We start from the raw sequence: 22582 nt of genomic DNA, 5'->3' as shown, positions 1-22582 counted from the left end.
TTGGAGTAATAAAGTTTTAAGAAGCGGCTGAATCACACTAGGCAACTTTTCTACACCTTCCACAAATATGCAGAAATCATTATAAATATTCTTTATTGTTGCCATTGTATTTTCATCGATTTTTGTCTGGCTTAAGAAAATATTGATGACATAAATATTTTCTTTACGTAAGGCAACTACTGCATCATGGGTATCTATAATACCATTTGATTCATAATCAAATCTGATGGTTCACCATCTGAGAAGACGATTAAAAATTTTTGTTTTTCCTGACGTGCTTTTAACATATTACCAGCTATCCTAATCGCTAAACCATCTCGATTATCCTCACCGGTCTTATAACTTACTACATTTGGAGAATATTGATGTTGTAAGGAATTTTGATAAGTAATGATTTGTTCTAATATATTCGGCTGAATATTTTTATCCGCTTCAAATCCATCTTCAGAGAAAGCCATGATTTCGTGTCTTATCGATAATTGCTGTAATGTCTCATGAAACAACACGATACCCTTTTTTGTTTCTTCTAGTTTATCTTCCATGCTATAAGAGGCATCAATTAATAACATAAACGTTGCATCTAATTTATAAGATTTCTGATCTTCTTTATAAAATACGCGTTTGCGATCATCTAGAAACCATTGTGTAAGATTGCGGCTTAATTTACCCTTACTTAAACCTTGACGTTTAGCATTGACTTCGTGATCAACACTTTTGTTAATGACATTAACCAATGTTTTTATTTCTTTTAATACATCTTCTTTATATGCATTATATATTGTTAGACTTTTATCATCCTGCACAGTTTCTTTCCAAATTATCTTTGTATTGATGTTCTCTTCCCCAACGACATCACTAATATCATTACCTTCTGCGTCTGTCTGAGGCGGTTTTGTCTTACCTTTCCCCATCACCATCTCAGTAATGTCATCACTAGCGTCACCTTCGCGATCATTTTCTTTAATATTATTACTGTTCGAACCTTCAGTCACTTCAGTCTCAAGATAAGCACCACTCTTAGTTTCTATGTCACGTTGTTTTGTCTGGACTGATTCTGATTCATCCATTTCTGATACGTCTTGTTTCGCTTTATCTAAATTCGCTTTTTTAGCAGCTTTAGCATTCATATATGCTAATTTCGGGATATGATAATATTCGTTTAACATATCTTTCGTTAAATTTGGTTCTATTAACAGCATTAGTCTTATTGCAAGATTCGCACTATCTTCGGTATTTTTTAAGTCATAAAATGATTGTAAGGCAAGCTGAATGTTATATTCTAGTTCCGTAAAAAACATGGTATGAAATGAAAGGATGTTATCTGTCAGTAATGTATGTTCAATTTGTAAAAATAATTCATCAGTGGGCATTGCCTTAGTCTGATAAAATTTAATCTGACTTTCATTCTCTTTTAATTTTGCTCGAATGCGTACATCAAAGAATTTCTTTGTAAAAGGTCTTTCTTTACTGATTAAGTGCATTAATCTGAACTCATCAATCATCATAAAGAGCTGCTGAAAGAAACTCTTTACTCGAAATTGCTCATCTAGTACTTCTTCTACAACATCTAAGTCCGTATGATCAAACCCTATAGCATGTAAAATCGTGTCACTCTTCAATAATTTCATTTCTTCTTCACGTTCTCTATGTTTCCATTTAAATGCTACATTAATTGTATTTTCTGCAAGATCAAAATAAGCAAACTTCTGGAAGTTTACTTTCACTGTCTCAACTTCACGTAATAGTTGGGCTAAGTCAGTCAAAGTCATTATTAAAGATGGATCCACGCGCTCATCATTAAATAATATAAATTTTTCACTCATTAAAAATTCAGTTCCATCGCATTAATGATTGCATTTTGTTCACGCTCATCATCCAACTTATCAATGATCGCACGTTTCGCTGCACGTTCTATAGGCATCGCTTGTATTAAATCACAGAAATCAAGTAAAGCACGAACTGAACTTGCTTCTTCACTAATTTGACCTTGACTCGCCATCGTTACTAAATCCTGATTAAATTTTATAATCTGATCAATTATCTTTGTATCTTGTAATGTGGTTTGTTCTAATATTACTTGTTTTAAGACATCACCACTAATATAGTGTAAATCTAATACAACAAATCTATTTTTTAATGCTTCGTTCATTGGTAATGTACCTACATAACCAACATTTATCGCTGCAATTACTTTAAAATTATCATGTGCTTTAATCACTTCTCCAGTAAACGGATTCGTTATTGTTCTACGAAAATCAAGCACACCGTTTAAAATAGGTAACGTTTCTGGTTTAGCCATATTAATTTCATCAATGTATAATATGTTACCTTCACGCATTGCTTCAATAACTGGTCCATCAACGAATACAATTCTAGATTCACCTTTGATATTTTCAATTGTTTTATATCCTAATAAACTCTCTGCATCTAAATCTACTGAACAGTTAATACTATTCATCTTCTGGTCCATATCGACACTCAATGTTTCTGCTAATTTCGTTTTACCTGATCCAGTTGGACCCTTTAATAGTACATTTTTACGTAAATTTAGCATTGCAAGTGCGTCCTCGTAAATGGTTACGTCACTATTTTGATATTTTTGCATGATTGTACTCCCTTTCAAAATAAAAAGAGGCAATGAGATGCCTCTTTATTGATTAACTATATTATACATGATTGTACTAATGTTTTGTTATAAACTGTTTTGACGATTTTGTCACAAAAAGTATTATAAATATAATACTTTTTCTGAAGTTATAATCTGTACTAATAATATTTTTAAACTTCTTCAAAATATTCTTTATAGTATCCGCCAACTTTGCCACTGTTGTCTCGTATCTGATAATATTCTTCAGTTTCATTTACAACATCATATACTTGACCGACAGTAAGCATATCGCTCACTTTATACTTTTTAGCATCAACATTAATTACTTTTACCTGTTTAATTGCTGCCTTATCTTGCCATTCTTCATGTAACATATTAACAACTCCATATCTTTATTTTGTTTGTATTGGTTTTAATGCACTTTCAATTTCATTTCGACGTGCTTCTAAAAATGGTGGTAAACTCAAACATTCCCCTAAAGCATCAATTGGTTCATCAGATGAAAATCCAGGCCCATCCGTTGCAAGTTCAAATAATATTCCTGAAATATCTCTAAAATATAAAGATTTAAAATAAAATCGATCAACAAGCCCTGAGTTAGGAATATTACCTGTATTCAATTTATTTAATGCCGCTTGTAATTTTAACTCATCACTTAATCTAAACGCGACATGATGTACACCGCCGTAACCTTGTTGAGAATGGCCAGTACGTTTTAAAAGATGTACTTCTCCACCGTTACCACCATCACCCATTGTAAATACGTGAACAGCGTCTAATGAATCTTTATGTTCATATTCATCGATTCGTTTCATCCCTAATATTTGAGTGAGAACTGATGCTGTAACAAGCGTGTGTTCTACAGCAAGTAATACTGGTCCCAACCCTAATATCTGATGAACACTTTCTACAGGACTATCTGGATTTGGTTTCCCCAATGGAATACCACTATTCAATTCATCAGAAATCAAATATATTAGACGATCATCGAAATCATAGAAAGGTAAAGCATATTTACCATTTAACTTAATGACAGTATCATATTTAATATGCATTTCATCAAAACGCTGTTTGAAATAGTAAAGACTATAATCTGTGGGTACGCGTAAAGTAAATGCGAATATATCATTTGCACCACCTACATGCTTTGGTGCATCTTTAAAATCAAAGAAAGTCACATCTGTACCGGGACTACCTTCATTATCAGCAAAAAACAGATGATATGTATCAATTGCATCTTGATTAACTGTCTTTTTAACAAGCTTTAGTCCTAGAACATTATGATAAAAGTCATAACACTTTTGTGCATCACTCGTAATTGCAGTGACGTGATGTAATCCTAATAAATCCATCATTTCCCCTCCAAATATAAAAAAACCAGTAACTTATACTTATTATAACGTGTATAAGTTACTGGGTAAATTATTTATAATAAATTAGCTTTCTAACAATAAATCTTCAGGATTTTCGATTAATTCTTTAACAGTTTTCAAGAAACCTACAGCTTCTTTACCATCGATAATTCTGTGATCATAACTTAATGCGACATACATCATCGGACGATTTTCCATGCGTTCTTTATCAATTGCAACTGGACGCGTCACAATTGAGTGCATACCTAAAATAGCAGCTTGCGTACCATTGATAATAGGTGTAGACATTAATGAACCGAATACACCACCGTTAGTGATTGTAAATGAACCACCCATCATATCATCAAGACCTAATTTTTTATCGCGTGCTTTAATTGCTAAATCATAGATAGAACCTTCGATTTCAGCAAAGTTCTTCTTATCACAATCACGTACAACAGGTACTACTAAACCTTCGTCAGTAGATACAGCTACACCGATATCATAGAATTGTTTTAAGATTAAATCGTCTCCATCAATTTCAGCATTAACAGCAGGATATTTTTTAAGTGCTGCTACAACAGCTTTTGTAAAGAATGACATGAAACCTAAACGTGTACCGTCGTGATTTTCCTGGAATGCATCTTTTTTACGTTTACGTAAATCCATAACATTTGTCATATCGATTTCGTTAAACGTAGTAAGCATTGCAGTATTCTGAGAAACTTCTAATAATTTATTAGCAATTGTTTTTCTTCTGCGACTCATTTTTTCACGAATTACAGGTTTTGCAGGATTCTCAGGTTTTGCAGGTTTTTCCTGTGCTGGAGCTGCTGGTTTTTCAGCTTGCACAGGTACATTAACTGCATTCTGTACATCATGACTTCTGATTAATCCTTTAGGGTCGCGAGGATTAATTGAAGCTAAATCAATACCATGTTCACGCGCATACTTTCTGGCAGACGGCGTTGCTACAATTCGTCCGCTTTTTTCATTTGTTGTTACAGCTTCAGGTGATTCTGGAGCGTTTTTTGAAGTTTCAGCTGAATTTACAGCTGCTTCTGTTTTTTCAGAAGTTGCTGGAGCAGCTTCAGGTGATCTATTTTCTGCTGGTGCTGATGTTGCCCCACCTTCACCAACAGTTGCGATGACTGATCCAACTTCAACTGTATCTCCTTCTTGTGCTTTTATTTCTGTTATAACGCCTGCTTCTTCAGAAATAACTTCTACGTTAACTTTATCTGTTTCAAGTTCAACGATGTTTTCGCCTTTTTCAACTGTATCTCCAACTTGTTTAAACCAAGTTGATATCGTACCTTCTGTAATAGATTCTGCTAATTCTGGAACTCTGATTTCTGCCACTTTTATTTTCCCCCTTATAAGTTTAAAGCTTCATTGATGATTTTTGTTTGAACAAGTTTATGAATCTCATTATCGCCTTCAGATGGTGCAGCACGACGTACACGACCATAATACTTAACGTCAATACCTCGCGCCATATCCAGTAATTCTGGATAAACATATTGCCACGCACCTTGATTTTCAGGTTCTTCCTGAACAAATCCGATTTCAGTTAAACCACGTAAATCGTTTATAATTGCTTGAATTTCATCCTTTGGTAATGGATACAATTGTTCTAATCGAATTAAATGAATTGTATCATTTGGATTTTTCTGCAATTCAGTGTATAAGTCAATAGCGACTTTTCCACTTGCAATTAACAACTTCTTAACTTTCGTCTTTTTATAACTTTCAGAAATAATAGGTTTAAAGCTTCCTTCAGTAAACTTATCAACCGTATCTGCTACAAAGTTATTTCGTAATAAGCTCTTTGGACTCATTAATACAAGTGGTCGCATCTGTAACGTATTTAAATAATGTGCCTGACGACGTAATAAGTGGAAATAGTTTGCTGTTGAAGTCACATTCGCTACCGTCCAGTTATTTTCACCGGCAAGCTGTAAGAAACGCTCTAAACGTGCAGAAGAGTGTTCCGGACCTTGACCTTCATATGCGTGAGGAAGCAGTAAGGTTAACCCACTGCGTTCTCCCCATTTAGCATTTGCACTTGATACAAAATTATCAAAAATCATTTGTGCCATATTAGCAAAATCTCCATACTGAGCTTCCCATACTGCTAATGCATCATTATTTTCTAAATTGTAGCCATATTCAAAACCTACAACAGCAGCTTCTGATAACGGAGAATTATGAATATCAAAAGATGCTTTTGCGTCAGAAATGTGTTGCAAAGGTACATACTTATCTCCATTATTTTCATCATTTAATACCGCATGACGATGTGCAAATGTTCCTCGCTCCGCATCCTGACCCGTATGTCTTACAGGTTTTCCGTCTTGAATGATTGTTCCATAAGCTAAAAGTTCAGCATGGCCCCAGTCAATTAATCCATCTTTAGTAAACGGATCATTTCGACGCTCAAGAATTTTTTGAAGCTTATTGAATACTGTAAATGTCTCTGGAGTACTTAACATTTCTTCATTTAGTTTTCTCAAACGATCAGATGAAACACCTGTTTCCACACTTTCATAACCTTCTGTCACTTCAACAGGTGCAAGCATTTCACTGTCATTATTTTTCGTACTCTTATCAATTTTATCATGTGCAGTACGCATTTCAGCAGTAACACCATCAAAAATTGCATTCATTTCATCTTCAGTAATAACACCTTCTGCTACAAGCTCTTTACCGTATTTAATTTCAATACTTGGATGTCCTTTTACTTCTTTATATAACATTGGGTTCGTAATCGTTGGTTCATCCATTTCATTATGACCGTAACGACGATAACCTACTAAATCAATTACGAAATCTTTGTGAAATTTTTGACGGAAAGCCATTGCAAGTTGAATCGCTTCCATACAAGCTTCAACATCATCAGCATTGACATGAATAATCGGTAAGTCATAACCTTTGGCAACGTCAGTTGCATACGTAGTAGATCTTGAATCATATGGCTCAGTTGTAAATCCTACACGGTTATTTGTAATAATATGCAGCGAACCACCAACAGAGTAACCATCTAAATTGCTTAAATTCATACTCTCAAAGTTAATACCTTGCCCAGGAAATGCTGCATCTCCATGAATTAATACTGCTAATGCTTTATTGAAATCCTGTTCTGGTTTATTCACGTCAGTCGTTACTTCCTGAACTGCACGTGTCTTACCTAAAACGACTGGTGCAACAATTTCTAAGTGAGATGGGTTGTTCGCAAGCGAAACGACTTGCTCATTACCGTACTTCGTTGTTGTCTTCTTACCACCTAAATGGTATTTAACATCATTCGTCCAACCCTTTGTTACAACAAGCGAACCATCTTCAGGTAAGAATTTCAGAGGATCAGTATGCATAAATTCAGATAACATCATTTCGTATGGCTTTTCTAAAATGTGTGTCAAGACATTTAATCGCCCACGGTGAGCCATACCAATTTCAATGTTTCTGATGTTTTCTTTATTTGCAATACGCAATACATTCTCTAACATTGGTACTAAAGCATCTACACCTTCAATTGAGAAACGTTTTGCTCCTACGAAATTTTTATGAATATATTTTTCGAAGCCCTCTACGTGTGCAAGACTTTTTAATAGATTAATCTTTTCGTCTTTACTTAATTGATGATGCTCACGTGATTCGATTTGTTCAATTAACCATTCACGTTCATTTGCATCATTTATATGCGAGATTTCAAAACCTATTGTACTTTGATAAGCAGCTTGTAAATGATTGATTGCTTCTAAAGCATTGTCAAATTGTTGCGCATAACGTTCAGATATTAGTCCAGCTGGCAAAGATTTTAAATCATCTTCCGACAGATTAAAATCCTCAAGTGTTAATGCTGGTAAATTTTCTCTATGTGGACGGTATAATGGATAGATATCAGCTGTAAGATGTCCATACAATCTAATATTATCAATTAACTTTAACACACGCTTAACTTTCTCAGTATCGGCATTACCTACACTATTTAAATTCCCTGATAGTGCTGGTCGCCCCCCCTGAATACTTGAAAATAAAACTTGTAACTCATCAGATACCGACGATGGATCCACTAGATATTGATCGAACATTTCTAAAAGAATACCTAAGTTCGTTCCAAATCTAGGTGGTGCTTCATCTAGGTTTTTACCTTTTGTCATGGTTCCACCCTCCATTTAATTAAATAAAACGTTTACATAGCTATTTTAACAAAGCAAAGCACGAAATTAAAGGGGAAAAACATATCTTTGTGAATTATATTGAACGTATCGGAAATTGTATTATAACTTTTGTAAATTGATTGACTTCACTTTCTATCTTCACTTGTCCTTTATATGTTTCGATTAACTTTTTAGCGATTGATAAACCTAAACCATTTCCACCTTTTGTTCTTGCTCTGGATTTATCAACACGATAAAAGCGATCAAATATATTCGGGATATCTTCTTTTGGAATACCTTCTCCATTATCAATAATTTCAATCTGAACTAATTTATTCTTCAAAGATGTACGAATCACAATATGTTTATTTATCTGATCATATTTCATCGCATTATCAAGAAAGATCAGTAATATTTGTTCAAAATGAAACCGATTGATATTCAGCTTAATCTGTTCATGTGTTGAATGATATTCAAACATATAATCGTCTTTTAGTTGTTGTATTGAATGAATTCTACCTTGAATTTCTGCATTGATATCAATATTTTCAATCTGTTTTGTCTCTAATAAATTTGAGTCTTTCGATAAAAGTAATAACTCTTCAACAAGTTTATTAATACGATTCATCTCCTCCAATGATATAGAGAGAGATTCTTCTAATATTTCGGGATTGTTTTTTCCCCATCTTTGGATAAGATTTAAATGACCATTAATAATCTGGAGTGGTGTTCGAAGTTCATGACTTGCATCTTCTACAAACTGTTTCTGCTGTTCAAAACTTGATTCCAGCTGACTCATCATCTCATTAAATGTGTCAATCATATCATCTGTTTCATAGTAGCTTGTAGAGACCTGCAGTTTATTCTGAAAGCCATCTCTTTTAATTTGATTCATCTTACTAGAAAGTCTACGAATAGGCTTTGTAATCTGATTAGAAAATAAAAAACTGATTAAAGCTGTCATAAATAATGCAGTAAGCCCAAAGAAACTACACAATAATATAAGAAATTGCATAACATTAAAGTAATCATCCAGAGAACGTGCAACAGTAATATAGCCGTTATAATGTTCATTACGAAATGGCGTTGACATTAATAAAAATTGTCTATCTCCAATTTTTTTCTGAACAAGACTGCGTTCATTCGTCTTTATTACCGGTAGATCAAAGTCGTAGCTTGAATTTGTACTGACATCATAAATACTATTTCCATCAAGATTATATAAAAACACTTTTTCATTTTTATTGATTGCACGGTAAATATCTGATTGTGTTACTTCACCTGTTGTTTTCTCTTCAAACAGATTAGAAATATCTGTGACACTTTTTCTTAAATCCTCTACTTCCTGCTCTTTTTGGTATGTACTGATTAAAAATATTATAAATAAACTAAAAATCATAAATATGATAAATGTCAGTGACGTTGTTAAGACAGTCCATTTCGAGCGTAATGATTGTGTTTTTGTTTTCATCGTATAACATAACCTACGCCACGGACAGTTTCTATTAGCTTATGGTATTGAAATGGTTTTAATTTATTTCTTAAATATCTTATGTACACATCAACTACATTTGTCTCAACTTCACTTTCATAGCCCCAGACACTTGTCAGAATCTGCTCTCTTGTCAGTACAAGTTTTTTATTCTCTACAAGTAGCTTAAGCAATTCAAATTCAGTCTTTGTTAATTCAAGTACTTTTTCGTCAATCGAAACTGAGAATGCATCAAGATTGATCTTCATCTGATCAATTTGTAAAATATTCTCTTCAACAATCTCTTTCTTAGGTTGCCGTTGACGACGCAAGATTACTCTTATTCGTGCGAGCAACTCTTCTATATCAAATGGTTTAACAATATAATCATCTGCACCATAATCTAAACCAATGACTTTATCGTAAGTGTTTCCTTTTGCAGTAATTATTATAACTGGAGTATCTTTCACTTTTCTAAGTTTCCTGCAAACTTCCAGACCATTAATTTTAGGTAACATCAAATCTAAAAGTATACAATCATAATCATTCTTGATTGCTTCTTCGAGACCTGCTTCACCATCATAAACAACACCTACTTCATAACTCTCATGCATTAATTCTAATTGAATAAAACGTGCTAAATTTTCCTCATCTTCTATAATTAAAATACGATGCAAATAACCAACTCCTAAAAGCTATTTTTTGTTGTATTTTTCCTGAATTTGTTTAATATTTTCTTTCACATCTGGCCATTCATCATCAATGATTGAATAAATAATTAAATTTCTTCTTACACCGTCTAGATTACGTTCTTTACGGATAACACCTTCTTTTTGAAAACCTAATCGTTCTATTGCTCTATTAGAACGTTCATTGCGCTCATCTGCTCTAATTTGAACACGTACCATATTTAATGTTTCAAAGCAAAATTCCAAAAGTAAAAACTTACTATCTGTATTAACATAAGTTTTTTGTGCTTTCACACCAAACCAGGTCGTTCCAATTTCACAACTATCATTATCATAATCTATCTCTTTTATTCGCGTAGAACCAACTACTTCATTCGTTTCTTTCATTACGACGATAAAAGGAATAGATTTCATCTTTTCTCTTAAATGCACCGCGTCAATGACCCATTGTTCCATTAAATCCATATCTGTCGCTTTAAATAACATATAACTCCAAATTGATTCATGGTTGATTTCATGAAGATCTTTTGCATGTTCAATTTGCATCGGTATTAATTTGATTCTTTCATTCTCTAACACGACAGATTCAAATACGTTAATTGTCACTGTGGCACCTTCTTTTTCTATGATATAGCAAAATCATATCAAGAAATTAAGAAAATTCATATGTTTATGATTAAAATTTACAAAGAAATAAAAATCAAGAAAAAAACTCCTGACTGGGCAAAGTCAGGAGTGTATGGGCAAAATATTGGGGGTTAATTGAAAATGATCTACTAGAGGGGGAACTCTTTAATTGAGAATCATTTTCAATAACTATTATAACTTATTGAGAACGATTGTCAATTACTTTATGCAAAATTGTTTGAGATAAAAGAATACAAATAATACCACCTACAATTCCGGCAATGATATCTGTCGGATAATGTACACCTAGATACACTCTACTTGAAGAAATCATGATAATCGTAAACACACATAGACCTATCAGATATGGTTTTAACTTACTATCACTTCTACTAAAAAGGTATGCCAGGCTTCCAAAAAATGCGGTTGAACCCATCGCATGACCACTCGGGAAGCTAAATCCAGTAATATCGATTAAGCGTAGTAAAGTTGGTCGTTCTCTATCGAAAATGTTCTTTAATAAAGGATTGAGTGTTCCTGATAAAATCATAGATAGTGCAAAGAATAATGCTTCTATCTTTAATTTTTTCAGCATAAGATATGCAACTACTAGTAAACTTAATGCTATCATTGCCCAGACTTCACCAACTTTAGTAAATCCGAGCATGATAGAAGTTGTAATAAAACTTTCAGAAGAATATATAAATTCATACACTTCATTATCAATCCACTTACCTACCCTTGATTCATGGAAAAAAGCTATTACGCCAAAAATAAAACTAAAGATTAATATTAAAGTAATTCTTCTCGCTCTCGACATGGTATCTCTCCTACTTTGCATCTAATATAATTTTATCTAAAAGAGTTTCAGCTGTATATATTACCTGTTCAGCATGCATTTTATTTTTCATGTCCGCATACTTTGCTTCAACGTTTTCAATCGTTTCAATCAAGGTCTGGCTCGTTAAATCAGACTCTTCAATGACTTCAGCAAAACCTTTATCTTTAAAGATTTTAGCATTCTCAATTTGGTCTCCGCGGCTTTGATCTAAACCAAGTGGAATTAATATCATCGGTTTCTGCAAAGCTAAAAATTCAAATAACGCATTAGCACCAGCACGGGAAATCATAATATCCGTTATCTTATAAAGATGCATTAATTCTTCAGATACAAATTCTCTTTGGTAATAGCCGTTTTTTTGGATAGATATATCTAAATTACCACGACCAACTAAGTGAATAATTTGATATTTTTTTAATAAAACATCGAGATTATCTCTAACTACCTGATTTATTAATTTAGATCCAAGAGATCCACCCATAATCATAATCACTTTTTTTTCACGATTGAATTGTGTAATTTGATAAGCATTTAACGCTTCACCGGAAAATAAATCATCACGAATAATACTACCCACGTAATCTGACTTTTCTTTTGGGACATATTTCAAAGTTTCTTCAAAGGTTGTATAAAGTTTATTTGCAAATTTTAACGCTAATTTATTTGCAAGACCTGGTGTTACATCAGATTCATGGATAATTGTTTTGATATTAAGCATTTTTGCAGCAATCGTAACAGGAACAGCAACAAATCCACCTTTTGAAAATACGATATCCGGTTTTTCTCTCTTTAAAACACTTAAAGCATCTAATACACCTTTTTGAACTTTAAATAAATCCTTAATATTTTCTGCAGAGATATATCTACGTAATTTACCATTCGAGATGCCATAATATTTAACGTTTGGAAATCGTTTTGTAATTTCATCTTTTTCTATACCATTTTTTGAACCGATATAAATACATTCTATATTGTGCGCTTCTGCTTTAGGAATTAGAGCCATATTAACAGCGACATGACCAATTGTTCCCCCACCAGTAAATGCAATTTTCATTCGTTTCACTCCATTATTTTGATTTTGCTTCTTTTATTGCTATTTTTAACTGTGTATCATCTGTCTGAACTTTTTTCATTAATAATTCAGTAAACTTTTCAGTTGTTTTTCCACTGAATTGACCATTGATCTTCAAATCTTTGTCTGTCTGAAATTCTATTGTTGCCTGTTCTGTCTTGCTATCAAATACATTATCTATTTTACCAGGATTATATCCTAATGCTTTTAAACCTAACTCTAATGATTTAATATTATTCCCTTTTTCACCAACACTCAGTACTGTATCTGGATTTAATATTTGTGCGTTCGTATATGCAGGTAATTTCGCTTCAACATCAGGTACTATCCCTTTTTTATGAATCCAGTTTTCTTTTGGTGTTAACCACTTCATTTGTGTATACTTCAACATCGATTTATCTTTATAAGGCGTTGCTGTCTGAACGATACCTTTTCCGAATGATTTCGTTCCAACAATTTCTGCCTTGTTATTTTCACGCAGGGCTTCAGCAAACACTTCTGAAGCACTTGCTGATCCTTCATTAAGTAATATTACAGCGTTCAAATCATTCGTAATTGGATTAGCAGGATTTTTCGCTGTCAGATTCTTTTTATCGCCTTGTCTATTTTCTGTATATAAAATGGTATCTCCTTTATCCAGAAACTCGTTCGCCATCTTAGTAGCTTCATCTAGATATCCACCTGGATTATTACGTAAATCGATAACTAAACGTTTCATCCCTTTTTCATCCATGTTCTTCAGCGCATCATGAAACTCTGTTGAAGTTTTTTCCTGGAATTTTGTCACCGTAATAATAGCAGTCTTATCTTTTGTAATTTTTGAAGTAACGCTATCCATATGGATTCGATCACGTTTTATCGTTACTTTAAATGGATCCTGCGACCCACGTTTAATTGTTAAAACGACATCTGTTCCCTTTTTACCTCTTATTTTATTAACAACTTGCTGTGTATTCCATCCTTCAATGGTCTTACCATTAATTGCTATGATGATATCATTTGGTTTAATACCAGCCTTATATGCCGGTGCACCTTTGATTGGACTTGAAATTAAGATTTTACCATCTTTTTGTTCTACTTCTGCTCCGATACCTTGAAAATCACCTTGCATCGATTCAGAAAATTCACTTTGTTCTTTCTCTGTCATATATTCACTATAAGGATCTTTTAATCCACTTACCATTCCTTTAATAGCAGCATCGACAAGGTCATCTTTTTTTACATCTTTATAATAATCCTTATTTAAAGTATCATAAACATGATAAAGTTTTACAAATTCACTACGTTTCGGCGAATCATCTGTAATGATTTTTTCATTGCCACTTAAGATTGAAAATGCAGTAATAGCCGCAGTAATAATGATGGTCGACACAATCATCATTATAAATTTAAAAGGGGAGATTTCGTAATTTCTTTTTATTTTCTTGTCATTTTCTTCATTTGATTGATCAAATTCATTTTTGTTATGGTTCAACATATTTCACATCCAATTAATTTAAGTTTATTTCAATAGTATATAAAAAAACAAAAAATAAAGCACGTATCAAATGATACATGCTAAAAATTTAACCATTCCTGATATGCTTCATACATTTTATCAAATGTAGAAAGTGACATCTCAGAAGAACCATATTCTTCTATATATGTTGATAAATTTTCAAAATCTAGATTTTCTTTAGGGAACATTAAATCGTTGAACACAGCTTCTGCAAAAATCCCGAATTCATTTTTTGCACCGCGCTCAGTTAATGCATAATGATAAAAAGAAATTTGCTTCATTATTTTACTTCAACTGATAAAACAGTTGTTTCACCACAAGCAAGTATTCCACTATTTAAAGTATCCAACTGATCAATCACATCAGAATTTGTTATGATAACCGGTGAAATAATAGAAGAAGCCTTTTCCTGAATTAAATTAATATCAAAATCTAATAAAGCATCGCCTACTTTTACTTTATCGCCGGCACTTACCAATGCATCAAATCCTTCTCCGTTCATCGCTACCGTTTCTAATCCAACATGAATTAGAACTTCTAGGCCATTGTTTGCTTTAATACCGATTGCATGTTTTGTCGGGAATACATTTACGATTTCACCATCAATTGGTGATACGACTTTTCCTTCTGAAGGTTCAATACCAAATCCTTCACCCATCATCTTTTGAGCAAATACTGGATCTGGAATTTCTTCTATTGCCACATACTTCCCTGTAATCGGAGCCTTTATTTCTATTTGTTTTGAAGCCTCTTCACCTTTACCAAACATTTTTTTGAACATAATAATTCCTCCATTAATACAAATTTATTTTGATAATTATGTTTATCATACCCAATAAATATTAATCTAATACTTTTATATACTCAGAATAACCTAATGCTTCTAATTTCTCGTATGGAATAAATTGAATACTTGCTGAATTAATACAGTATCTTAATCCACCTTTATCTTTTGGACCATCGTTAAATACATGACCAAGATGAATATCACTAAGTTCAGTTCTGACTTCTGTTCTTGTCATACCATAAGACTTATCAACTAATTCAATAATTTCATCGTCACTAATTGCTTTTGAAAAAGATGGCCATCCACAAGAAGAATCAAATTTATCGTTAGAAGTAAATAACGGTTTACCACTCACTTTATCAACGTATATACCTTTTTCAAAATGATTCCAGTATTCATTTTCAAATGGTGGTTCTGTTCCATTTTGTTTTGTAACGTAATATTCTATTTCATTTAATTCATTAATTTCTTTTTTAAGCATCCTGTTCACCCCAGTGTGATTTAATAAATCCATTTCTTCCAGAACCCTCACTATAAGCTGCATAATGAGAGGGTGCTTTTTTATAATAATCCTGATGATATGCTTCAGCAGGATAAAAATTTTTATAAGGTATAATTGGTGTCGATACCGGTTTTTTAAATATTTTAGCGTCATTTAACTTTTTAATCACTGACTCTGCAGTTTGTTGTTGTTCTTCATTATGAGTGAATATTGCAGGTGTATAACTTTCACCTCTATCAAAGAATTGTCCTTCATTATCAGTAGGATCAAAAGTTTTAAAGTATATATCCAGAATTTCCTGGTAACTTATAATATTTTCATCATAAGAAATTTGAACCGCTTCACGGTGACCAGTAGTATTTGTACAAACCGCTTCGTAAGTAGGATTTTCAACGTGTCCACCGCTATAACCACTTACTACTGATAAGATACCATCATACTGGTGAAATGGTTTAACCATACACCAAAAGCATCCACCTGCTAAAGTTGCTAATTTCATTTAATCACTCCTTTATTTTTAAATCGAAGTGCCACGCTTTCTCATCATCAATTTTTTTCAGTAAAATTTTTGTATCGCCAATTTCTTGTATACCTAGAGTATAGATGAAACGCTTATTTTCTTCATCCAATGTGACTTCTTCAGGTAAATTACCATATTTATCAACGATACGCAAAGCTTTTTGTTTTGATAAAGGAAGACGGCCGATGTCTATATGCTCTATATTTAAAGCAATAACCCCAGGTGCAATGACCTTTGGTGTTGTTTTTATTTTAGTATGCACGTCTAAAGTCATAAATTTCGATTTAGCATCAATCCAAATATAGTGATCTTTAAATTTGATTTTTGTATTTTTATCATTCATTGTAATAAAATGCTTAATTGTATTTTCTGATAAAATTATCGTATCGTTTGAATCCATCTCAAATGTAGGTATAGTTTTAATTTGTAAAGGTTCAGAAAATATTTGTCTTGCCCAAAATATTGAATAGATATTTATGCACAATAATAAAATAAATAAAATAAACCAAACCGGGTGTTTTATCACTTTAGTCATTATATCCAAAAACCGACAATCCTATTGCACCTGGACCTGTATGCGTTGACACAATTGGTGTTGTTGTATTAATGGAAATTTTCTCGTCTGTGTATTGTTCAATAGAAGCTTTAATTTTCTCTAATAGATCCATTGCATCCGCTTGTGAAATACCAATACGTAAATATTTATAGTCATCAGCCATTTTTGCTACTTCTTTCGTCAATAATTTAACGACTGCATTTTGCGTGCGGGCATTTTGTATCACTTGTATTTCTCCATCAATAACTTCAGCTACCGGTTTTAAATTCATCAATCCACCTATAAATCCTTTTCCACGAGAGATACGTCCGCCTTTTCTTAAGTAATCAAGTTGACTGATTACCAAAAATAAGCGAGATTGATGCTTCATCGTATCAATAGCAGCTACAATTTCATCCATTGATTTATGTTTGATAATAAGTTCGGCCACATTTTGAATGATAAATCCATATGATTGTGCAATAAACCCACTATCTACAACAGTCACTTTACCATTCACCATACCTGCAGCTGTTTGTGCACTTCCTACAGTACCACTTAATCGATGCGTCATATGCAGACTTAATATTTCATAACCTTCGTCTATATATTTTTCATATATTTCAGCAAACTTTCCTGTAGGCGGCTGACTTGTTTTAGGAATATCTTTTAAAGTAACGAGTTGTTTCAAGTATTCCTCAGATGTAATTTCTTCCTGATCTATATATGTCTTGCCATCCATCACAATATTTAAAGGTACCTGCACAATACCATGGTCATCTAAATATTGTTGAGGTAAATCATGTGTTGAATCCACTATCAATTTTATTTTACTCATTTTATCCCTCGATATCTGTTGTTATTTTATTACTGATTCTATACGCTCATGTACAAGATTGGCAACTTCCTGTAAAGAATAACGATCGAATATTTCTGGTTCAATTGCATCTAATATCGTGACATCCACTTGACCAGGTACAATTTTTTTACTATTATATTTTTCCATCAGTTCAGATGTACCCTTTATAGCAATAGGAACAATCGGCACACCTGCACTTTTAGCGAGTTTAAAAGAACCTGCTTTAAACTCAGCCATGCCATTACCCTTACTACGCGTACCTTCAGGAAAGATCATAATACTATGTCCCGCTTTTAATGATGCGACACCGTCTCGAATCATTTGAATTGATGAACGGCGATCCGTTCTATCTAGATAGATACAATTTAATAAATCCATCCATTTATGTAGAAACGGTATTTTCTTTACTTCCACCTTTGATACGAAACCGAACGGTTTATTAATCGCATAAATTAGCACAGGTATATCAAAATTACCTTCATGGTTTGAAATAAATAATACACCATTTTCGGGATAATTTTGGTCGCCGTGAACATTAACCTTCACACCGGCTGTTCTTAATATTTTACTGGCCCATCTTTTCGGATATTGATTTGTTACTAAGTCTTGTTCAGCGACAGTATCAAATTGGGTTAATGATTGTTTAACTCCATTTAATTTCGGTGTAACAAAAGCTGCATACCCAATGATAGTCCCTACAGTTCTTATTAATCTAATCATTTCTCTTTCCTCACTAAATGCATAAAATGATGAGGTACAATATTCTTTTCATCTAGTGCACCTTCTTCAATCGATTCTACTGTAAAATCCTCGAAAGTATATTCCGGAAAAAAAGCATCCCCTGGATATTTATTCTCGATTACAGTAATGTACATATCTTCAACCATATCGATTGTTTGTTCATATAAATTTTGTCCGCCAAAAATATATACATGACCTTCTAATGCATTGATTTCTTCCAGTGAATGAATAACATCTGCATCATTAGGTTTAAATGATTCATCACGCGTAATGACTACATTACGTCGATTTGGTAAAGCTTTACCTAATGATTCATAAGTCTTTCTACCCATTACAATAGTGTTCCCAGTTGTTAATGCTTTTACGCGTTTCAAATCATTCGGCAAATGCCATGGCATTTTATTTTCAAAGCCAATAACTCTATTTTGATCGTGACAAACAATAATTGATAACATAATGATTCTCCTTATACTGCAATAGGTGCTTTTATCGCTGGATGTGCTTGATAATTGATTACTTCTAAATCTTCATATTCAATGTCGAAGATTGATTTATCGGTATTAATATTTAATGTTGGTGGTTCAAAAGACTCTCTTGATAGCTGTTCATTTACTGCATCGATATGATTTGAGTAGATATGGGCATCACCAAATGTGTGCACAAACTCACCAACTTCAAGATTGCATTCTTTAGCTATTAGGTGTGTTAATAAACTATAACTAGCGATATTGAAAGGCACACCTAAGAATATATCTGCACTTCGTTGATATAACTGACATGATAATTTATTATCCTGAACATAGAACTGAAACATAGTATGACATGGTGGTAACGCCATCGTGTCTATCTCACCTGGATTCCAGGCAGAGATAATATGGCGTCTACTCGTTGGATTATGTTTGATTCCTTCAATTACTTCCATAAGCTGGTCAGTCGAACCATTTTTCGTTTCGAAATTACGCCACTGTTTACCGTAAACATTACCTAAATCTCCATATTTTTTACTAAAAGCATCATCGTTTAAAATTTTATCTTTAAAAATTTTAAGTTGTTTTTTATATTCTTCATTAAAATTTTCATCTACAAGTGCGCGATGTCCGAAGTTCGTCATGTCCGGACCATTATAATCAGCGCTTTCAATCCATTTTAAGAATGCCCATTCATTCCATATGTTATTGTTATATTCCAGTAGATACTTGATATTTGTATCACCTCTCATAAACCAGATAAGCTCCGTTGCGATAAGCTTAAAAGAAACTTTTTTTGTTGTTAACAAAGGAAATCCTTTTGATAAATCAAAGCGCATCTGATGACCAAATACAGAAAGCGTTCCTGTGTTTGTACGATCATCTTTATTTTTACCAGTTTCTAAAACTCTTCTACACAAATCGTGATAAGCTTGATCGAATGAATTCATCAAGTCACCTCTTTCTATTTTTACTTATATACTTTATAATACATTTATATAACAATTAATTAAAGAATTAGATATTAGAGATTTACATTCTAGGGGTGAAATATATGGGCGCAGATATGATGGTCGTTTCAGGTTTATTCTTATTATTATGCTATATGATCAGCATGTGTATAACTGAATAATTTATACATCATAAAAAGGCTTCGAATTTACGAAGCCTTTTTATTGTGCAATGATTCATATATAACGATAACCATAATGTGTCTTCGTTTGTTTTCTAACATTCATGATAAACTTAAAATCACGAATTAAACTGGATTTGTAATGCGCACGCAATATAAGTTTCCCTCTGAAATGCTCAAATATCGTATTTAATAGCTTACGATCACTTTCAATATCATGGTTCACTACATTAACTAAAGAAGCAATGTTAGACGTCACAACAGTTTCTTCATACATTGGATCTAAATAGATGATTTGTGACTGATTCAGAATACCGATATGATTTACAACGCTACCATAAATAAAATGTATGCGAGATGTTTCTAGTTTATTTTTCTCTAGCACATTGAAATAAAAATGTACGCCCCATTTTATTGCAAAATGAATATAAAAATTGTCTTCAAATGCATAAAATATGCTGTCTTCCATCGTTAGAGCCATTAATATTAAGTCATTTGCCATACCAGTTGTGGCATCGATGATGATGTCAGTATTGATAGACTCATCATGAATAAGTTCGACGAGAGGAGGTACATGATTGCCGCTAACATAAGCTTTATACTTAACGCGTGTCGTATTTTCATGATAAAAAATCTTATTTTCAACAGAAGTATATAATGCAACACCTGTTTGCTGAATTACCAACACAGGTGTTAAATCATCTTCAAATAAATTTTTAATCGTTAGTTTCCTTCTATCGATTACTTCATAGGTTACTTCTGAATATGAATTTATATCTGAAATAATATCTTCTAAATATTTCAAAATTAAACTATCTGGTTTTACGCATGTTGTAATACGCAGTTTAATTTTAGCAGTGATCATCAAAATATTCTTTAATATCCATACAAATTTCTTCTACAGGTCGTCCTTCAATATGCTCTCTTGGAATAAAACCAACCAATGATTGTCCTTTAAATAATGCCATTGAAGGACTTGACGGTGCTTGCGCTACGTATTCACGCATTTTATCTGTCGCTTCACGGTCCTGACCTGCAAACACAGTTACTAAGTGATTAGGTTTCTTCTCATTTTGTGTAGCTACTGTAACAGCTGCTGGTCGTGCTAACCCTGCTGCACACCCACATACTGAATTAATAACTACAAAAGTTGTTTCATCTTCTTTCACTTGATTAAAATAACCATCAACTGCTTCACTTGTTTCTAACGATTCAAAACCATGATTGGTTAATTCACTTCTCATTCCATTCGCAAGTGATTTCATATATTCTTCATAAGCATTCATTTCATTCTTCTCCTTTGTTACGGTTAGCAATTTGTTTCCAAACAGAACCAACAGCTGCTTCACCATTTTTAATTCGTTCGTAAGCCATCTGTACTTGAAGTTTGACATCAAATGCAGGGTCTTCTAAATGTTGCTCTAAATAAGTTAAACTACTTTCATCACCTTCGTCAAAGATAAACATCGCTGCACGCCATCTGACAATTGGATGTTTATCATTTAATGCTGCGTGCATTATCGGTAAACTTTCTTTAAATCCAAGATCACTTAAAGTATCTCCTGCAGTACGGCGCACAGTTAAATTATTATCGTTCATAGCTTTATGCAATGCAGGTAATACTTTTCTATCTTCTATCATACCTAAAAATACGACAGCAAGACGCCTAATCTGAGGCTTGTCATCTAGTAACATAGCTTCAAAAAATGGCAGATCAGATAAGTCTGGATTCGGATAATGATCTATCTTTCGATAACGCTCCTGCCAATCTTCAATCGTATTATATTCATCCAAAGTAATTTTTTCTAATTTCTTGGATGTATCTATATACTGATTTGCTTTACCTTTTGCAATATATTCTGTCAGAACATCATCAGGAAATTTAGCATCAATTTCTTCTTTAATAGATTGGATGATTTCTTCTGTTTCACCATATCTTATACCGTAATCAATCCATTTACGGAGTAAAATAACATTGTCATCATCATTTTGTGCAGCTAGCATCGCATCGATAAATCTCACATCCAGTTGTTTACGTGATTCTCCATCTTTATCTGTAACTTTTATTTGATAAGGAATACTTTTAAATTCAAGTACTTCAACTTTCTTTTCACCATTATCCACTGTTATTTCTTGCTGAACATCAATCTCTTCTTCAAAAACAGATTTAATTTGTGGTAATACCACTTCCCAATCAGACTTCGGAGTTTTATCAACAGAAATAAAATCCATAACATGAAAAATTGATTTTACATCTTCTATTTGAAGTAATGCATTGATAAATGCGGGATTAGTTTCATGTACTGTTGAATATGTATTACTTTTCATATCCTGTTTTTTATAATTAAGTGTTATTTTTAACGTATTAGGACTTGGTGTTGGTTCAATTTTTATGATTTTCATGATATCTCCTTACTGCAATACATTGCCGAGTTGTTTTATTTCAATACCTACAGAACATTTCTTTATACAATAATGATGTGCGTAGGTTTTACCATACACTTTACGGTGGTAAGACTTAAGTATACATCCTTCACAATAATGATCAGTTAAAGTATCGATTTGTTTTAAAGTAACTTTTTGTTGCAGGTTCATTATCTCACCTCAAAAAATAGTATATCAAAATTGCAAAAAAATTGATGCTCATTTGTTTAGTCAATGATAACTTGCAAATTCAATAGATACACTCTATAATACATAAGTTGAATTTTTATAGAA

General features: G+C 32.8%; 25 protein-coding genes. All 25 read right to left on the bottom strand.

From position 1 onward, the window contains the following. Positions 1 to 194 precede the first annotated feature (194 nt). The 25 genes from BHX94_RS03945 to BHX94_RS03825 all read right to left on the bottom strand — a co-directional run bounded on the left by BHX94_RS03945 (position 195) and on the right by BHX94_RS03825 (position 22459). Positions 195 to 1823, bottom strand: coding sequence for a VWA domain-containing protein (locus tag BHX94_RS03945; protein WP_111744982.1), 1629 nt, complete (start codon positions 1821 to 1823; stop codon positions 195 to 197). Beyond that, positions 1823 to 2605: an ATP-binding protein gene (locus BHX94_RS03940; RefSeq protein WP_096076507.1), complete on the bottom strand. Its 783-nt coding sequence runs from the start codon at positions 2603 to 2605 to the stop codon at positions 1823 to 1825. The genes BHX94_RS03945 and BHX94_RS03940 overlap by 1 nt, the downstream gene beginning before the upstream one ends. 173 nt (positions 2606 to 2778) lie before the next feature. After that, positions 2779 to 2982 carry a DUF6501 family protein gene (locus BHX94_RS03935; RefSeq protein ID WP_111744981.1) on the bottom strand — a complete coding sequence of 68 codons (204 nt, stop codon included), beginning with the start codon at positions 2980 to 2982 and terminating at the stop codon, positions 2779 to 2781. An 18-nt stretch (positions 2983 to 3000) separates the two neighbouring features. Beyond that, positions 3001 to 3963 (bottom strand): ring-cleaving dioxygenase, encoded by a 963-nt coding sequence (locus BHX94_RS03930; RefSeq protein ID WP_111744980.1) that lies wholly within the window; start codon positions 3961 to 3963, stop codon positions 3001 to 3003. Positions 3964 to 4044: 81 nt separating this feature from the next. Then, positions 4045 to 5322: a 2-oxoglutarate dehydrogenase complex dihydrolipoyllysine-residue succinyltransferase gene (gene odhB / locus BHX94_RS03925; protein WP_111744979.1), complete on the bottom strand. Its 1278-nt coding sequence runs from the start codon at positions 5320 to 5322 to the stop codon at positions 4045 to 4047. A gap of 14 nt (positions 5323 to 5336) precedes the next feature. Continuing rightward, positions 5337 to 8123, bottom strand: coding sequence for a 2-oxoglutarate dehydrogenase E1 component (locus tag BHX94_RS03920; protein ID WP_111744978.1), 2787 nt, complete (start codon positions 8121 to 8123; stop codon positions 5337 to 5339). Positions 8124 to 8217: 94 nt separating this feature from the next. Next, a complete protein-coding gene (locus BHX94_RS03915) occupies positions 8218 to 9594 on the bottom strand; it encodes a HAMP domain-containing sensor histidine kinase (protein ID WP_111744977.1) in 1377 nt (458 codons plus the stop codon). Further along, positions 9591 to 10271 carry a response regulator transcription factor gene (locus BHX94_RS03910; RefSeq protein WP_111744976.1) on the bottom strand — a complete coding sequence of 227 codons (681 nt, stop codon included), beginning with the start codon at positions 10269 to 10271 and terminating at the stop codon, positions 9591 to 9593. Before BHX94_RS03910 ends, BHX94_RS03915 begins: the two co-directional genes overlap by 4 nt. A gap of 18 nt (positions 10272 to 10289) precedes the next feature. Beyond that, entirely contained in the window at positions 10290 to 10889 is a 600-nt protein-coding gene (locus tag BHX94_RS03905) for a GNAT family N-acetyltransferase (protein ID WP_096076500.1), read from the bottom strand. A 220-nt stretch (positions 10890 to 11109) separates the two neighbouring features. Then, on the bottom strand, positions 11110 to 11730 hold the full coding sequence (locus tag BHX94_RS03900) for a phosphatase PAP2 family protein (RefSeq protein WP_096076499.1): 621 nt from the start codon (positions 11728 to 11730) through the stop codon (positions 11110 to 11112). 10 nt (positions 11731 to 11740) lie between these two features. Next, the gene (locus BHX94_RS03895) at positions 11741 to 12805 is read right to left on the bottom strand and encodes an undecaprenyldiphospho-muramoylpentapeptide beta-N-acetylglucosaminyltransferase (RefSeq protein ID WP_111744975.1); all 1065 of its coding nucleotides are present in this window, start codon (positions 12803 to 12805) and stop codon (positions 11741 to 11743) included. 13 nt (positions 12806 to 12818) lie between these two features. Beyond that, positions 12819 to 14300, bottom strand: coding sequence for a S41 family peptidase (locus BHX94_RS03890; protein WP_111744974.1), 1482 nt, complete (start codon positions 14298 to 14300; stop codon positions 12819 to 12821). Positions 14301 to 14380: 80 nt separating this feature from the next. Beyond that, positions 14381 to 14602: a YozE family protein gene (locus BHX94_RS03885; RefSeq protein WP_096076496.1), complete on the bottom strand. Its 222-nt coding sequence runs from the start codon at positions 14600 to 14602 to the stop codon at positions 14381 to 14383. Further along, positions 14602 to 15102 (bottom strand): PTS sugar transporter subunit IIA, encoded by a 501-nt coding sequence (locus tag BHX94_RS03880; RefSeq protein ID WP_111744973.1) that lies wholly within the window; start codon positions 15100 to 15102, stop codon positions 14602 to 14604. Before BHX94_RS03880 ends, BHX94_RS03885 begins: the two co-directional genes overlap by 1 nt. 61 nt (positions 15103 to 15163) lie before the next feature. After that, positions 15164 to 15589, bottom strand: a complete 426-nt coding sequence (msrB, locus tag BHX94_RS03875) for a peptide-methionine (R)-S-oxide reductase MsrB (RefSeq protein WP_111744972.1) — start codon at positions 15587 to 15589, stop codon at positions 15164 to 15166. Then, a complete protein-coding gene (msrA, locus tag BHX94_RS03870; RefSeq protein WP_111744971.1) occupies positions 15582 to 16109 on the bottom strand; it encodes a peptide-methionine (S)-S-oxide reductase MsrA in 528 nt (175 codons plus the stop codon). Before msrA ends, msrB begins: the two co-directional genes overlap by 8 nt. A gap of 4 nt (positions 16110 to 16113) precedes the next feature. Beyond that, positions 16114 to 16665: a DUF2140 family protein gene (locus tag BHX94_RS03865; protein ID WP_146606895.1), complete on the bottom strand. Its 552-nt coding sequence runs from the start codon at positions 16663 to 16665 to the stop codon at positions 16114 to 16116. Then, entirely contained in the window at positions 16658 to 17503 is an 846-nt protein-coding gene (locus tag BHX94_RS03860) for a DegV family protein (RefSeq protein ID WP_111744969.1), read from the bottom strand. The genes BHX94_RS03865 and BHX94_RS03860 overlap by 8 nt, the downstream gene beginning before the upstream one ends. A 21-nt stretch (positions 17504 to 17524) precedes the next feature. Beyond that, positions 17525 to 18244, bottom strand: a complete 720-nt coding sequence (locus tag BHX94_RS03855) for a lysophospholipid acyltransferase family protein (protein ID WP_111744968.1) — start codon at positions 18242 to 18244, stop codon at positions 17525 to 17527. Then, positions 18241 to 18723, bottom strand: a complete 483-nt coding sequence (locus tag BHX94_RS03850) for a dihydrofolate reductase (protein ID WP_096076489.1) — start codon at positions 18721 to 18723, stop codon at positions 18241 to 18243. The genes BHX94_RS03855 and BHX94_RS03850 overlap by 4 nt, the downstream gene beginning before the upstream one ends. 8 nt (positions 18724 to 18731) lie before the next feature. Continuing rightward, the gene (locus BHX94_RS03845; protein WP_111744967.1) at positions 18732 to 19685 is read right to left on the bottom strand and encodes a thymidylate synthase; all 954 of its coding nucleotides are present in this window, start codon (positions 19683 to 19685) and stop codon (positions 18732 to 18734) included. Between the two features lie 234 nt (positions 19686 to 19919). Continuing rightward, positions 19920 to 20729, bottom strand: coding sequence for a class I SAM-dependent methyltransferase (locus BHX94_RS03840; protein ID WP_096076487.1), 810 nt, complete (start codon positions 20727 to 20729; stop codon positions 19920 to 19922). Further along, positions 20716 to 21150 (bottom strand): BrxA/BrxB family bacilliredoxin, encoded by a 435-nt coding sequence (locus tag BHX94_RS03835; protein WP_096076486.1) that lies wholly within the window; start codon positions 21148 to 21150, stop codon positions 20716 to 20718. Before BHX94_RS03835 ends, BHX94_RS03840 begins: the two co-directional genes overlap by 14 nt. Position 21151: 1 nt before the next feature. After that, positions 21152 to 22267, bottom strand: a complete 1116-nt coding sequence (locus tag BHX94_RS03830; RefSeq protein ID WP_111744966.1) for a conserved virulence factor C family protein — start codon at positions 22265 to 22267, stop codon at positions 21152 to 21154. A 9-nt stretch (positions 22268 to 22276) separates the two neighbouring features. Continuing rightward, on the bottom strand, positions 22277 to 22459 hold the full coding sequence (locus BHX94_RS03825; protein WP_096076484.1) for a zinc-finger domain-containing protein: 183 nt from the start codon (positions 22457 to 22459) through the stop codon (positions 22277 to 22279). Positions 22460 to 22582: the final 123 nt, after the last annotated feature.

Origin of the sequence: Macrococcoides bohemicum, assembly GCF_003259675.1 — a bacterium.
Taxonomy (GTDB): Bacteria; Bacillota; Bacilli; order Staphylococcales; family Staphylococcaceae; genus Macrococcoides; species Macrococcoides bohemicum.
The sequence above is the reverse complement of the archived record's forward strand: the minus strand, read 5'-3'. Positions and strand labels throughout refer to the sequence as shown.